The sequence below is a fragment of the Arthrobacter sp. TmtSoilC77 genome (genome assembly GCF_059739415.1).
Genome location: NZ_AP046050.1, coordinates 3,498,808 through 3,512,013, shown reverse-complemented (window position 1 = coordinate 3,512,013; position 13,206 = coordinate 3,498,808). Strand labels below are relative to the sequence as shown.

Annotated in this window: 15 protein-coding genes; 8 read left to right on the top strand and 7 right to left on the bottom strand. The window is 62.8% G+C overall.

Translation table 11 applies throughout. From position 1 onward, the window contains the following. Positions 1–99: 99 nt before the first annotated feature. From AC6I99_RS16205 to AC6I99_RS16190, 4 genes are read right to left on the bottom strand one after another with little or no spacing between them, the layout of a single operon-like run. Positions 100–1,032: a TauD/TfdA dioxygenase family protein gene (locus AC6I99_RS16205; RefSeq protein ID WP_497961273.1), complete on the bottom strand. Its 933-nt coding sequence runs from the start codon at positions 1,030–1,032 to the stop codon at positions 100–102. 52 nt (positions 1,033–1,084) lie between these two features. Continuing rightward, entirely contained in the window at positions 1,085–2,029 is a 945-nt protein-coding gene (locus AC6I99_RS16200; RefSeq protein ID WP_309925729.1) for an ABC transporter permease, read from the bottom strand. Further along, entirely contained in the window at positions 2,029–2,937 is a 909-nt protein-coding gene (locus AC6I99_RS16195) for an ABC transporter ATP-binding protein (protein ID WP_497961272.1), read from the bottom strand. The genes AC6I99_RS16200 and AC6I99_RS16195 overlap by 1 nt, the downstream gene beginning before the upstream one ends. Before the next feature lie 2 nt (positions 2,938–2,939). Then, positions 2,940–4,010: an ABC transporter substrate-binding protein gene (locus AC6I99_RS16190; RefSeq protein WP_224088374.1), complete on the bottom strand. Its 1,071-nt coding sequence runs from the start codon at positions 4,008–4,010 to the stop codon at positions 2,940–2,942. A gap of 451 nt (positions 4,011–4,461) precedes the next feature. Here AC6I99_RS16190 and AC6I99_RS16185 point away from each other — a divergent pair, with 451 nt between their 5' ends. The 6 genes from AC6I99_RS16185 to AC6I99_RS16160 all read left to right on the top strand — a co-directional run bounded on the left by AC6I99_RS16185 (position 4,462) and on the right by AC6I99_RS16160 (position 8,608). Beyond that, on the top strand, positions 4,462–5,325 hold the full coding sequence (locus tag AC6I99_RS16185; RefSeq protein ID WP_224088372.1) for an HpcH/HpaI aldolase/citrate lyase family protein: 864 nt from the start codon (positions 4,462–4,464) through the stop codon (positions 5,323–5,325). 2 nt (positions 5,326–5,327) lie between these two features. After that, the gene (locus tag AC6I99_RS16180) at positions 5,328–6,248 is read left to right on the top strand and encodes a DUF2797 domain-containing protein (protein ID WP_497961271.1); all 921 of its coding nucleotides are present in this window, start codon (positions 5,328–5,330) and stop codon (positions 6,246–6,248) included. An 85-nt stretch (positions 6,249–6,333) separates the two neighbouring features. Continuing rightward, positions 6,334–6,558, top strand: coding sequence for a DUF3188 domain-containing protein (locus AC6I99_RS16175; protein ID WP_497944670.1), 225 nt, complete (start codon positions 6,334–6,336; stop codon positions 6,556–6,558). 43 nt (positions 6,559–6,601) lie between these two features. Next, a complete protein-coding gene (locus tag AC6I99_RS16170) occupies positions 6,602–7,063 on the top strand; it encodes an FAS1-like dehydratase domain-containing protein (protein ID WP_224165023.1) in 462 nt (153 codons plus the stop codon). A gap of 2 nt (positions 7,064–7,065) precedes the next feature. Next, complete coding sequence (locus AC6I99_RS16165; RefSeq protein WP_216925049.1) at positions 7,066–7,503, top strand: MaoC family dehydratase; 438 nt, start codon at positions 7,066–7,068, stop codon at positions 7,501–7,503. A 37-nt stretch (positions 7,504–7,540) separates the two neighbouring features. Further along, positions 7,541–8,608, top strand: coding sequence for a UDP-N-acetylmuramate dehydrogenase (locus AC6I99_RS16160; protein WP_497944671.1), 1,068 nt, complete (start codon positions 7,541–7,543; stop codon positions 8,606–8,608). Between the two features lie 25 nt (positions 8,609–8,633). Here AC6I99_RS16160 and AC6I99_RS16155 read toward each other — a convergent pair whose 3' ends face one another. After that, complete coding sequence (locus tag AC6I99_RS16155) at positions 8,634–9,113, bottom strand: hypothetical protein (RefSeq protein ID WP_224088359.1); 480 nt, start codon at positions 9,111–9,113, stop codon at positions 8,634–8,636. A gap of 86 nt (positions 9,114–9,199) precedes the next feature. Between AC6I99_RS16155 and AC6I99_RS16150 the strand changes: the two genes are divergently transcribed. Both AC6I99_RS16150 and AC6I99_RS16145 read left to right on the top strand, forming a co-directional pair. Then, complete coding sequence (locus tag AC6I99_RS16150) at positions 9,200–10,342, top strand: winged helix DNA-binding domain-containing protein (protein ID WP_497961270.1); 1,143 nt, start codon at positions 9,200–9,202, stop codon at positions 10,340–10,342. Between the two features lie 365 nt (positions 10,343–10,707). Next, positions 10,708–11,712: a hypothetical protein gene (locus AC6I99_RS16145; protein ID WP_497961269.1), complete on the top strand. Its 1,005-nt coding sequence runs from the start codon at positions 10,708–10,710 to the stop codon at positions 11,710–11,712. 23 nt (positions 11,713–11,735) lie between these two features. On the opposite strand, the gene asd is transcribed toward AC6I99_RS16145, so the two are convergent. Together asd and AC6I99_RS16135 are read right to left on the bottom strand one after the other, a co-directional pair. Continuing rightward, positions 11,736–12,878 (bottom strand): aspartate-semialdehyde dehydrogenase, encoded by a 1,143-nt coding sequence (gene asd / locus AC6I99_RS16140; RefSeq protein WP_224165018.1) that lies wholly within the window; start codon positions 12,876–12,878, stop codon positions 11,736–11,738. Between the two features lie 106 nt (positions 12,879–12,984). Next, positions 12,985–13,206: an NF038396 family protein gene (locus AC6I99_RS16135; RefSeq protein WP_224165017.1), complete on the bottom strand. Its 222-nt coding sequence runs from the start codon at positions 13,204–13,206 to the stop codon at positions 12,985–12,987.

Sequence of the window (13,206 nt, the reverse complement as noted above, 5' to 3'; positions counted from 1 at the left end):
GCGTTTTACCCAACTGAGTCGCAGTTGTGCGCGTTATGACGTCTCAAAACGCGCTTAACTGCGACTCAGATGGGCTACAACAGCAACACATACGGGCCCCTACGAAACGCGAGTGACCGGGGCGACCACCGAGTAGGTGCTTGAATCACCCTGGATGGCCTGGCTTGCCTTGCCGTCGATGCTCACGGGAATGTCGCCGGCAATGGTGACGCGATTGAGCTTGCGCGGCTGCCCGTCGTAGTTGTCCGGGGCGTAGTGCTGGGTGATCCGGTTGTCGAACAAGACAACCTGGTTGGGCTCCCAATTCACCCGGACCACGTTCTCCGGGCGCGTCACATAAGCCTGCAGCAGCCTGATGATGTCCCGGGATTCTGTGTTGGACAAGCCCACGATCCGAAGCCGCTGCGCGAAGCCCCCAATGAACAATCCGCGCTCGCCGGTCAACGGGTGGACCCGCACCACGGGGTGGGCGGTTTCGAACTTCAGGCGGGTGAACTCCTTGCGGCGCTCCTCGGCATTCTGGTGCTCAAGGTTCTTGGGCACGGAGTAGTCGTAATCGTTGGTGTGGATGGCCCAGAGGGTGTCCGCGAAGTTGCGCAGTTCCTCCGGCAGGTCCTGGTAGGCGCCAGCGGAGGAAGCGATGAGCGTCTCCCCGCCATAGGCAGGCAGGTCGATGCTCCGCAGTGTGGAGGCCTGCGGCGGATTGACCACGAAAGTAACGTCCGTGTGCCAGTTATTCGCGGAGCCGTTCTCACTGTCCACCGGCAAGACGTTTTCTTCACCTTCCACGGACGCAACCGTGGGATGGGCCTTGGTAAGCGGTCCGAAATGGCTGGCGAACTTCACCTGGGCTTCGTCTGTGAGGATGTTGGCCTCCCGGAATACCAGGGCCTTGTGCTCGTTCAGCGCGCCCCGGATCTGGGCGATCGTGTCCTCGCTGAGGTCTCCACTGATATCGAGTCCCCGGATTTCCGCGCCGATGCGGGAGCCCAGCTTGGCAAATTCAAGCTTGGTTTCGGTAATGAGGGTCATTGTTCTTTCCTTACTTTGTGATGGGTTGTGGCGGGTGCCACAGGGGTGGTTTTCAGGGGGCGTCCGCGCCTACTGCCGTCCGCCAGCGGGAGAAGTGGCGTTCCAAGGCGACCAGCAGGAAGTTCACGCCAAGGCCCAGCAGCGAGACTGTCAGGATGCCCGCGTACATATCAGGGATCAGGAAGCTGCTCTGCGCGTTCACGATCAAGTAGCCAAGTCCGGCCTTGGCGCCGACCATTTCGGCGGCAATCAGCACCAGGATTGACGCAGTGCCGGCCATGCGGATACCAGTGAAGATCGTGGGTACGGCGGATGGCAGGATGACTTTCTGGAAGAGTCGGAAACTGTTCAGTCCCAGCGAGCGCGCAGCCCGTATGAGCAACGGATCCACGGTTTTCACTCCGGCGATCGTGTTCAGCAGCACCGGGAAGAAGGCCGCGTAAGCCACGATGCTGATCTTGGATTCCTCGCCGATTCCCAGCAGCAGAGTGAACACAGGCAGCAGGGCCAGGGCGGCCGTATTGCGGAAGAGCTCCAGCAAGGGGTTGAGGACTGCGTTGAGCCGTCCGTACCAGGCGATCAGTAGTCCCAGCAACACACCTGCAACGAGGGCCGCGCCGAAACCGGTGACTGACCTGGTGAGGCTGGCCGCGATGTGGCCTTGGATGGTGCCGGCTTCAAAGAGCTTGCCCCATGCCAACAGCACGTCGTGCAACGGTGGCAGGAATACCCTGGTGGACGGGCTGGCCAGATACGTCGGGCCGAATTCCCACAGCGCCAGGAAGGCCAGGATGCCGGCGGACTTCCACACGCCTGAACCGGCTGCTGCCGTAACCCTGCGCACGGTGGCGAGGACCGGCGTCGAACGTTGCGCGTTACCGTCCCGGGCGGGTGCGGCAGCAGTACCGGAAGGTCCGACGGCGTTACCCGGCTCGGTGGTGATGCTTGCCTTGCGCGCTGCCGCCGCGGTTTCTGTCTGCGTCAATGTGGTGCTCATCAGGCCGCAGTCCTTTCATTGGTGGCGGTTCCCTCTTTGGTCAGGGTTGACGGTTCATCCGGTGCGCTGCCGTCCGGGAGGATCTTCCGGTGCCCGGCGTCCTGCGCGCGACGGACCTCATCGTGCAGGAGCGTCCATACCTCGTGCCGGTGCTCGACGAACGCCGGGTGGGAGCGGATGTCGTCCTCCCCGTCGCGATCGGGGATGTTGATGTCCACAATTTCCTTCAGCCGGCCGGGGCGGGCGCTCAGAACTGCCACGCGCCCGCCGAGGTAAACGGCCTCGTCAATGCCGTGGGTGATGAACACGATGGTCTTGCCGGTGGCCTTCCAGATGCGCAGCAGTTCGTCCTGCAACTGCTCGCGGGTTTGGGCGTCCAATGCCGCGAAAGGCTCGTCCATCAGCAGGACGTCGGGCTCGTAAGCCAGGCTGCGGGCGATCGCGACCCGTTGCTTCATGCCTCCGGAGAGCTCATGGGGATAGCGGTCCTCGAACCCGGCCAGCCCGACGAGTGCCAAGTACTCCCTGGCCTTGGCTGCCCGTTCGCGCCGGTTCAATTTCCTGCCGTCCGGCCCTGGTCCTTCCAGGCCGATGGACACGTTGGCCGAAGCTGTCCGCCAAGGGAACAGTGCGTACTGCTGGAACACCACGGCGCGGTCCTTGCCGGGACCTGTCACGGGCTTGCCGTCAACGAGAACCTCCCCGGACGTGGGCGTTGAGAGGCCCGCGAGCAAGTCCAGCAGGGTGGTCTTGCCGGAACCGCTTGGCCCTACCAAGGTGAGGAACTCGCCGTCGCGCACGTCCAGGCTCAGCGAATCGATGGCCGTGAGCGTCGTTGCGGCAGTGGACTTCGTAGCCCGGACCGTGAATTGCTTGGTCACGTTGCGGAGGCTGATTTTGGCTGTCATGGCTATCCCTTCCTGGCTGCGTCAGTCTTGGCTGCGTCAGTAGCTGTGCCGTTCGTGGCACCGGCGAGATCGTTGAATTCGTTGGTGTAGTACTTGGACGGCGTGAGCTTGTCCTTCACGATCCCGGCAGAGTTCAGCCACGCCTCCCAGCGGGTAAAGTCCTCGTCCTTGATCACACCGCTGTCCGGAACCCCAGGGCTCTTCCAGAACTTCAGGTTGGCCGTGCTCTCATTGCGTCCGCGGTTTTCGATGATCTTGGTGAAGCGGGCAATGACTTCGTCGCGCGGTGTTTCCGCTGCCCATTTGATGGCTTTGGCAACGCCGGTAGTGAACGTGCGGGTGGTGTTTGGGTTCTTTTCGATGAAGTCGTTCCGGAGCACGATCTGGCCGCCTGCAAAGTTGCCGAACAACTGCACATCGCTGAATAGTGAACGTAGTCCGCCGGCCTCAACGGCCCTGTCCTGCAGCACTCCGCCAAGGGTGCCCGCGTCCACCTGGCCTCGGCGGATGGCTTCCTCCGTATCGTTCGGTGCCAAGGGGACGAGCTGGACCTGCTTGATCTCGTCCGGGCTGAGACCGTTCTGCGTCAGGTACGTATTGATGACCGCCTCGTGGTGTGCGCCAAGTGTGTTGACCGCGATCTTCTTGCCGATCAGGTCACGGGGTCCCTTGATGGAGCTGTCCGCCTTCACGTAATAGCCGTTGAAGGTCTTCTCGTCCGAGCCGTAGTAATTGACCACGGCCTTCACGGGGGCGCCCGCTTCGATGAGCTTCACCACCGCTCCGGAGAATGCGCCGCCGAAGTCCGTCTGGTTGGTAGCCGCGGACTGGATGTCCTGCGGGCCGCTGGTGGTGTTGCCCACCCAGTTCAGCTTCAGATCGCCCAGGTAGCCGAGATCTGCAGCAAGCTCAGGGAAGGTCACGTTGTTGGCCGAGCCTTGGTAGCGGAGTTCCTTGACCTCGTTGCCGGGTTGGTTGGCTTGTCCGGCTTCGGCTGCACCGCCGCAGCCGGACACCGTCAGCGCTAGTACGACGGCGGCCGCGACGCTCAGCAGGGGCAAGTGCAGTTTCATGGGAGCTACTTTCGTGTGATTGTGTTTCGGTTGGGGAGCCGTATGTTCACCGGCTTGGGAACGATGAAAGCCCATCCGGGTGGCCCGTGGAAAGCGGAGCGTTCATAGTGGGAAACCGCGGGAAACCGCGGGAAACAGCGGGAAACGCTCTGAAACAGCGGGCAACCGGGCGCAACGCGAAGCCATGAAATGCAATCGACGGAAACAAAGTCGCAGCGTTGAGCCGGATAAAGATTGTGTTGAGCCGGATGACGACACTGCTGACCCCAATGACGACACTCTTGAGTTCAATGACCCACCGTGCGGCGTGCGCTGGAAACGAAAGCCGCGTGCCGCCGTCGGACAGTCATACTGGGGGAGGGCACAGTCATAAGGGCTTTAGTTCGTATTGATCCTCACAACCGGGCAGATTTCTTCGCCCTCCGGGCCGCTTGCCGGATACGGTAGATACATGACGTCTAGCATCGCCGCCGAATCCATTCGGCCTACCCGCAATATTCCCGCCGATATCGCCCGCTCCTGGCTCCTCGTGAACGCCATGAAGACGGAACTTTTTGACGAATCCGCGGGTTCACGGGCAGACGCCATCATCCTGGACATCGAAGACGCCGTTGACCCATCCCAGAAGGACACGGCCCGCGAGAATGTCGTGAACTGGCTGAGGTCCGGCGGTCAGGCCTGGGTTCGCATCAATGACGCCACCAGCCCCTTTTGGGCAGACGACCTCGCCGGCCTCCGCGGCACCCCGGGCCTGCTCGGAGTGATGCTCGCCAAGACCGAGTCCGCGGACCAGGTTACGGAGTCCTACCACCGCATGGACGGCAAGACCCCCGTGATTGCACTGGTTGAGTCCGCCCTCGGCATCGAGGAAGCCAACCACATTGCCCGCGCCCAGGGCGCGTTCCGCCTGGCGTTCGGTTCAGGTGACTTCCGCCGCGACACCGGCATGGCCGCCACCCCCGAGGCCATGGCCTACCCGCGCGCCAAGCTCGTCGTTGCCAGCCGTGTCGGCAACCTGCCCGGCCCCATTGATGGCCCCACGGTCGGCACCAACCACCCCATCCTGCGCGAGCAGACCGGCATCACCGTAACCATGGGCATGACCGGCAAGCTGTGCCTGGCAATCGACCAGACCACCGTGATTAACGAGGTCATCAGCCCCACGCCGTCGGACGTTGCGTGGGCCACCGACTTCATGAGCGACTTCGAAGCCAACGGCAGGGTGATCCGGGACGGTTCGGACCTTCCACGCCTTGGCCGGGCCGAGAAGATCATGAAGCTCGCAGTTGCCTTCGGGGTTCAGCCCTCCCTGTAGCCATGCTGGTCCACGGCATAGCTTGGGACTCTTCCTCACCGGCTTTGAGGTTATTGCAGCCCGACGGGGAGTTCACCGACGTTGCGCTGGCCCCGGGTTCAACCCTGGGCCTGCGCGTCATGCCAGGGATGTGGTGCCTCGGCCATACCAAAGTCCACGGGCCGGGCAAGCGCACCCATGTTCCTTGCCGCAGCGGTTCCCCAGCCGAGCGTGGGAAGCAGTGCGGGGCCTGCTTTGCCCGGGACGATTCCCGGCTCATGCATGATTTCCACCGAGGCAGCTCTGTGCCCGCCGGTCTTCGCGCTTACCTCATGCAGCCACACTGGCTGTACGTTGCAACGTTCGCCAATGGGGCAACCAAGATCGGGACTGCCTCGGCTCCGCGCAAGTGGAACCGGTTGGCCGAGCAGGGTGCCGTGCAGGCTGCCTATGTTGCCCTTGCCGAGGACGGCCGGGTTGTTCGAGTGCTTGAGGATCTCGTGACCCGCGAGCTTGGACTCGTCCAGCAGGTCCGTTCCGCTGCCAAGGCGGCGTGGCTTGTTGAGCCGCGTCCCGACGTCGAGCTTGTTGCCATCAATCGCCGGCATGCCGCGCAGGTGCGCGCGTTGCTGGGCGGACTTGCCATGACCGGCTTCGCCGTTGTGGAGGAAGAGTGGGAGCGGCCGGCTTTGGCTGACCGGCTCTGCACCGTTCGTGCCGCCGGTTCGTCGCGCCACCCCTACCCGGCAGCGTTCGACGGCGGCGGGCATGGTTTTCGGATCCACTCACTTTCCGGTGCCATAGCCTTGGCCGGTCTGCCTGATGCTTCCGGGAACCTGGTTCAGGGAAGTTTCGTGGCAGACCTGGGTGCCTTGAAGGGACGCAAGATCGAGTTCGGCCCCCACATCACGGAAATCCCCGCGCTGCAGGATTCTTTGTTCTAACTCCTTGTGGGGCCTGGTCTGCGTGTTATTTGTGGGTTTTGGGGCGCAGAGCTGGCCTTGCAACGGGCACCGGTAGACTTGGACGGTGCTGAACGAATTCTGGGCCACCTCGTCCACCGCCTACAAAACGCTGGTTTTCAGCGCCATGGGGCTCATCGCCGTCGGACTCATCCTTTCCATTGCCGGGAACACGACCGGCAACCAGGGACTGGCCATTGCATCACTGCCCGTGATCGGTGTCGGGCTGCTGCTCCACGTCACAGGGCTCATAGTCCGCGGCCAGAAGATCCGCAAGACCTACAAGAAGTAGTCGCAACACCACCCTGGGGTCCTCGGCCCGATAGGGTTGGACCATGAGTATCAATCCGGACCTGCAGGGCCGAAGCTACCCTGCCGCAGAAGTTTATGACGTCGGCCGCGAGAAGATCCGCGAATTTGCGAAGGCCGTGAAGGCCAGCAATCCTGCGCACTTTGACGTTGAGACTGCACGGGCCATGGGGCACAGCGATCTTGTAGCCCCGCCCACGTTTGCCATCATTGTTGCCCAGCGCGCCGACGCCCAGCTTGTGGAGGACCCCGAGTCCGGCATCGACTTCTCCCGCGTGGTCCACGCGGACCAGCGCTTTACGCATCACCGCGCCATTGTGGCCGGGGACCGCCTCGTGGCTGAACTGCATGTTGATGGAGTGCGTGCCATGGGCGGCGGCGCGATGATCACAACGCGTTCTGAGATTTTCGCCCTCGGCGGCAACGATGACCGTGAAAAAGTAGCCACCACCACCTCGTCCATCCTGGTACGCGGAGAGGGACAGTAACCATGAGCCCAAAATTCGAAGAACTGACGGTCGGCCAGGAAATTGGCACACGCAGCATTGAGGTCACCCGCCAGGACCTGGTCAAGTACGCCGGCGCTTCGGGGGACTTCAACCCGATCCACTGGAACGAAGCATTTGCCACATCCGTTGAGCTGCCCGGCGTGATCGCCCATGGCATGTTCACCATGGGCTCGGCTGTGCAGCTTGTCAGCGACTGGGCCGGGGACCCCGCCGCCGTCGTTGATTACCAGACGCGCTTCACCAAGCCCGTCCTGGTGGCTGACACCACCGGAACGGACGAGGCCGGTGCAGTTATCGATGTCACCGGGGTAGTGGGAGCCCTCGACGCCGAGGCAGGCACCGTGCGCATCGACCTAACGGTTGTAGCCGCCGGACAGAAGGTCCTCATGAAGTCCCAAGCAGTGGTGAAGGTCTCTTGAATCATGTGAGCACTTCAATCCCCGTTAGGCTTGATGGGTGACCCAGACGCTGCTTTCCGACCTGACCACGGCTGCCGTCGGCGGCCCGGCAGGAAACTATGTAGAGGCCCGCACTGAGGCTGAAATCATCGACGCCGTGCGGTCGGCTGACGCTGCGGGGGAGAAACTCCTCATCATTGGCGGGGGTTCCAACCTGCTGATCTCGGACGAAGGCTACCCAGGCACGGTCCTGAAGATAGCGTCCGAGGGCTTCACCGTGGATTCGGAAGACAGCTGCGGCGGTGTGTCCGTGGTGGTTCAGGCCGGCCATAATTGGGACGCGTTGGTGGAGTACTCGGTCCTGCATGCTTGGTCCGGCCTTGAGGCCCTGTCCGGCATCCCGGGGGCCACAGGTGCCACGCCGGTACAGAACGTTGGCGCGTATGGGGCGGATGTCTCACAAACCATCGCCGCCGTGCGGACCTGGGACCGGCAACGCAACGCGGTTCAGACGTTCACCAACTCAGAACTCAAGTTTGGTTACCGCGATTCCATCCTGAAGCAGACCACTGTGGAAGGTTCGCCGCGCTACGTGGTGCTGACTGTTGAATTCCAATTGCCGCTGGGGCGAATGAGCGCCCCCATCCGGTACGGTGAACTCGCCCGCGTGCTGGGCGTGGAAGCCGGCAAACGTGCCTACTCCAACGATGTCCGCCGGGAAGTCCTCCGGCTCCGCGCGTCCAAAGGCATGGTCTTGGACGCCGCAGACCGGGACACTTACTCCACGGGCTCGTTCTTCACCAACCCGATCATCCCGGCCGAACGCGCCGCAGGGTTGCCGGAAAACGCGCCGAAGTATCCGGCAGGTGAAGACGGACTGGTAAAACTTTCCGCTGCCTGGCTCATCGATCACGCGGGATTCGGCAAGGGTTTTGGACTCGATGCAACCAGCGTGTCCGGTGGCAGGGCATCCTTGTCCACCAAGCACACCTTGGCGATCACCAACCGCGGCTCGGCCTCGGCGTCGGACATGGTGGCTATCGCGCGCGAAGTGCGTGCCGGCGTCGTGAATCGCTTCGGAATTGAGCTGCACCCGGAACCGTTGCTGATTGGCGTTTCCCTCTAGCCCGACACAGCAGTCCGCGACGGGCTTAGCGTGTGCGTCGTGCGGCGATGGGCAGGACTTTGTTGAGGAGCAGGAAGGTCAGCCCGCAACTCACCGATCCCAGCAAGAAGATCTGGCTGAAGGCAATGCTTTGGGGTGAGGGGCCGCTGGGCATGAAGAGCCCTGCCATGGCGAAGCCCACCAGGCCCAGGAGCATCACGATGGCACCCAGCAGGAAGCTGCGTACTTGTGCTGCGGCCGCGGGGTAGAACCAGGGCTCCGGGGTGTCGTCCCCGGGGTCGGCAACAGGTTGGATGGCGGCTGCGGTGCCGATGAGCAGCGCGGCAGTGGCAGTCGCCACCAGCCCTGCCATCTGGATGACCTGCATGGCAGGCGTGAGGCTGACTCCTGTACCAACGGCCACAACGAGGCCCGTTCCAAGCCCGACGACGGTGCAGCACCAGCCAGCCGCCGCCAACCACCTGCTGAGCGGCCGCACAAGCGGAGCAAGATCACCAAAGAGCATGCAGCCATCCTAGGAAACTGTGCTGGAAGGCTGCTGGGAGGTGCTGCAAGGTTCCCTGTACCGGGTGGGCGCTTTTAGGATGGAGCATGCCTGCACCCCAAGCGCGCCCTGTCACTATCACTTCGCGAATCATGGGCCGCCTGCGGCTGGCTGGCCAGGGACTCCTGAATGGTGGTTTTGCCTCAGTGCCGGAAGCGGTTCGGTGGATGACAGCCATGCAGGCGCAGGATCTCGGGTCCGCGCTCTGGGCGGTGGGGCAGCGTGTCCCGGGATCTGCCGCTTCCGACGTCCGCGCAGCCATTGACTCCGGAACCATAGTCCGGTCGTGGCCAATGCGGGGAACGCTGCATCTGCTGGCACCGGAGGATCTCCGCTGGATCCTGCGAATCACCAGCCCACGACTCATGAACATGGTGGCAGGGCGGCACCGGGAGCTTGGCATCACCGCCGAGGACATCAGCCATTGCCGGGACATCGCACTGAAGACGTTGGAGTCCCTCAGGACGGCCGACGGCGGACGCGGGGCCACGCGCGAGCAACTCTTTGACGCCTTCGAGGAAGCAGGCCAGATCACCAAGGCCCAGCGTGGCATCCATCTGCTTGGAAGCCTGTGCCAGCGTGCATGGCTTGTTCAAGGCCCCATGGCTGGTTCACGCGGCAAGGTGGGCGTCCAACAGTTGTTTGTGCCCTTCGACGAGTGGATCAAGGACTCCAGGGACCTTGATCGCGAGGAAGGCATTGCGGAGCTTCTCTTCCGTTACATCCGCAGCCACGGGCCTGCGACGGTGAAGGACTTCGCCTGGTGGAGCCAAGTGCCCCTCACGGAAGCGCGCAAGGCCCTTGGCTCGGTTCAGGATCGATTGGTGGAGCTGCCGTTTGGCGGTACCAGCTATTGGCTTTCGCCTGAAACAGCAGCACTGCTCGACGACGGCGTCCCCGGCTCGCGCGCGTTGCTGGCTCTTCCTGGCTTCGATGAATTCCTGCTCGGTTACCAGGACCGAAGCCTGGTCCTTGCACCAGAGCATGCTGAATTGGTGGTGCCGGGCAGGAACGGAGTGTTCAAACGAATCATCGTGGCCGGGGGAGAAGTGGTGGGCACGTGGGCCAGGACCGGCAACGGCAAGGCGCCCGGCGTAGTGCCTGAGCCCTTCGAAGGACAGCTGGGCCCTGCCGCGGAGCGTTCGTTCCAGGTGCAGGGGCGGGCATACCTGAAGTTCATGGCGGGCTGAGGCCGGGCTTGCCCTGCCCCGACACTGTCCTAGCCCGTGGCTTGGCCGCTTCCCCGTGGTTTGCCCGCTCCCGCGTCGTTGGCCAACAACGGGTTAGCGGGTCCACGACGTTGTTGGCATCAGGTCCTTATGGCCGGGCAGGGCAGGTCTGAGGGCTGCGGCTGGGAAACCCGTGGGTTGCCCGCTTCCTGGTGGTTTGCCCGCTATTACTTGGTTGGCCAACAACGGGTTAGCGGGTCCGCGACTGGGCATGGAGGTCCAGCGACGTGGGGCATTGGAGCATCCATTGCCGACGGGCCGTAGTTGTCCACATACGGCCCTGAAAGGCTGTCCGGGAGGCCCACGCCAGACGCACGATGGACCCCATGAAGCCACAAAAACTTGACGCCCTGATCGCCGGCAACTGGCCGGATAACATGATCGCTGTGACAGCGGACCTCGCCGAGAATGGTCTCGGCGACCGGGTGCTTACGGCGGGTGTGCGATCGGGAAAGCTGATCAGGCTAAGACGTGGCGTGTACGCCCGTTCTGTGGACTGGCGCCGGCGAAGTCCTTGGGAGCAGGACATGCTGAGGATCCAAGCGCATCAGAGCGGATCACGTGTCGCCAACATCTACAGCCATCTGAGTGCCGCGCGACTTCATGGATGCTCACCGTGGGATGGTGGCCCACTGGTACATGTCACCACGCCGTTCTGGCCAGCACAGGCGAGCTCCGGGGAAGATGTATCGGCGCACGGTGGTCCACTGGAGCCCGCGGAGATCGTTGAGCTGCAGGCGGCGTGGCGACGACCCGTCAAAGTCACGAGCCTTGAGCGCACGGTGGTGGACTGTGCACGGACCCTGGCTTTTGAGCGGGCATTGGTGATCGCAGACCAAGCTGTACGCAGGGGCGCTGATCCCCTTTTGATGCAGGGCTATGTGGATACTGGCAAAATCACAAGAGGTGCACGACGCTTGCGCAGGGTTCTCGACGCAATGGATGCACGTTCGGAATCCGTGGGGGAGACCCGCACACGAGTGCTTCTGGACAAGTTGGGGATCCACGGAGCGGTGCTTCAGCTCGAAGTCGATACACCCATAGGCCCGCACCGGGGAGACTTCGGCTGGCCGGAAAACAAGGTGATTCTGGAGTTTGACGGCCGTGCCAAATACTTCGACTACGCACCCACGGAGGAAGTGGTCTTTCAGGAGCGACGCCCGGAGAAGGCACTCCAAGCCCAAGGGTGGAAAGTGGTCCGCATCGAATGGGACGATCTCAGCAGGCCATGGGACGTCGACCGCAAGCTCAGGGAGGCGTTGGGCGGATCGCGGGTAGAACGCGGAAAACCCGCTGTTCCGTTACTGGGCAGCAACGGAACAGCGGGTTGACGACGAAAAAGCGCGGACGGGGCCTAGAGCTTGCCTGTCACGATATTCAGCATGCGGCGCAGCGGCTCAGCTGCACCCCACAGGAGCTGGTCGCCCACGGTAAAGGCGCTGATGTACTCCGGGCCCATTTCGAGCTTGCGGATACGGCCAACGGGAATGTCCAGGGTGCCGGAAGCAGCCACAGGAGTCAGGTCCGCCATGGAGGCTTCCTTGGTGTTCGGAACAACCTTGGCCCACTCGTTGTCCTTGGCCAGGAGGTTCTCGATCTCCGTGACGGACAGGTCTTCGCGCAGCTTGAGCGTGAGGGCCTGGGAGTGGGAGCGCATGGCGCCGATGCGGATGCAAAGGCCATCCATGGCGATGTGGTCCTTGCCCGCGGTGCCCTTGCCCGTTCCGAGGATCTTGTTGGTCTCGACCCCGGCCTTCCACTCTTCCTTGGACTGGCCGTTGCCGAGGTCGGCATCGATCCAGGGAATGAGCGAACCGGCCAGCGGAACGCCGAACTGGGTGGCGTCAACGCCAGTGCGCTGAGCGGCGAGAACCTTGTGGTCGATCTCCAGGATTGCCGAGGCCGGATCCTGAAGTTCGCTGCTTACCTCGTTGTTGAGGGTGCCGAACTGGTTCAGGAGCTCGCGCATGTGGCGGGCGCCGCCACCGGAGGCAGCCTGGTACGTCATGGAGGTACCCCATTCGACCAGGTTGTTCTTGAACAGTCCGCCAAGGCCCATGAGCATGCAGGAAACGGTACAGTTGCCGCCGATGTAGTCCTTCACGCCGCCGGACAGGCCGGCGTCGATGACGTCGCGGTTGATGGGGTCCAGAACGATGATCGAGTCGTCGTTCATGCGGAGGGTGGAGGCAGCATCGATCCAGAGGCCATCCCAGCCACGGCTGCGGAGTTCGCCGTGAACCTGCTTGGTGTAGTCGCCACCCTGGGCGGTAACAATAATCGGCAGCTTGGCAAGCGTCTCAATATCGAACGCGTCCTCGAGCTTGCCAGCCCCGTCAGCAAAGGAAGGGGCGGCACCTCCTGCGTTCGAGGTGGAGAAAAATACCGGGTTGATGTTGGCGAAGTCGTTCTCGTCCTGCATGCGCTGCATCAGGACGGAGCCGACCATGCCACGCCAACCGACCAGTCCAACGGACGGATTAGCTGCTGTAGTCATTTACCCAGTCTAAACTTTTGCGGCGAAGAGCCGCTGTTGGTTACGTCACGCACGCAACGCACGACGCCGGCACTCGCCCCATCGGCAGGCAGGCCGACCGCCGCGGCTAGTTCCCGGCGTCGGGCCCTTGCAGCAGCACGGCTTTGCGCTTGCGCAAGGCAAAGAACGCACCGAACGTGAAGACCTGTGTGACCACGATCAACACGATGATGCCGACGATGCGGTTGCCGCCAAGAATCATGGTCAGTCCAACAATGGCTGAGATCAGCGCGAAAAGCGGCAGCAGCATGTATCCCAGTACGAACAATGTTTCGGGTTTCTTCAGCAT

Excerpts from the sequence above, each read along its gene's own strand:
- AC6I99_RS16205 (WP_497961273.1), bottom strand. The coding sequence starts at position 1,032 with ATGACCCTCATTACCGAAACCAAGCTTGAATTTGCCAAGCTGGGCTCC.
- AC6I99_RS16200 (WP_309925729.1), bottom strand. The coding sequence starts at position 2,029 with ATGAGCACCACATTGACGCAGACAGAAACCGCGGCGGCAGCGCGCAAG.
- AC6I99_RS16195 (WP_497961272.1), bottom strand. The coding sequence starts at position 2,937 with ATGACAGCCAAAATCAGCCTCCGCAACGTGACCAAGCAATTCACGGTC.
- AC6I99_RS16190 (WP_224088374.1), bottom strand. The coding sequence starts at position 4,010 with ATGAAACTGCACTTGCCCCTGCTGAGCGTCGCGGCCGCCGTCGTACTA.
- AC6I99_RS16185 (WP_224088372.1), top strand. The coding sequence starts at position 4,462 with ATGACGTCTAGCATCGCCGCCGAATCCATTCGGCCTACCCGCAATATT.
- AC6I99_RS16180 (WP_497961271.1), top strand. The coding sequence starts at position 5,328 with ATGCTGGTCCACGGCATAGCTTGGGACTCTTCCTCACCGGCTTTGAGG.
- AC6I99_RS16170 (WP_224165023.1), top strand. The coding sequence starts at position 6,602 with ATGAGTATCAATCCGGACCTGCAGGGCCGAAGCTACCCTGCCGCAGAA.
- AC6I99_RS16165 (WP_216925049.1), top strand. The coding sequence starts at position 7,066 with ATGAGCCCAAAATTCGAAGAACTGACGGTCGGCCAGGAAATTGGCACA.
- AC6I99_RS16155 (WP_224088359.1), bottom strand. The coding sequence starts at position 9,113 with ATGCTCTTTGGTGATCTTGCTCCGCTTGTGCGGCCGCTCAGCAGGTGG.
- AC6I99_RS16150 (WP_497961270.1), top strand. The coding sequence starts at position 9,200 with ATGCCTGCACCCCAAGCGCGCCCTGTCACTATCACTTCGCGAATCATG.
- AC6I99_RS16145 (WP_497961269.1), top strand. The coding sequence starts at position 10,708 with ATGAAGCCACAAAAACTTGACGCCCTGATCGCCGGCAACTGGCCGGAT.
- asd (WP_224165018.1), bottom strand. The coding sequence starts at position 12,878 with ATGACTACAGCAGCTAATCCGTCCGTTGGACTGGTCGGTTGGCGTGGC.
- AC6I99_RS16135 (WP_224165017.1), bottom strand. The coding sequence starts at position 13,206 with ATGCTGAAGAAACCCGAAACATTGTTCGTACTGGGATACATGCTGCTG.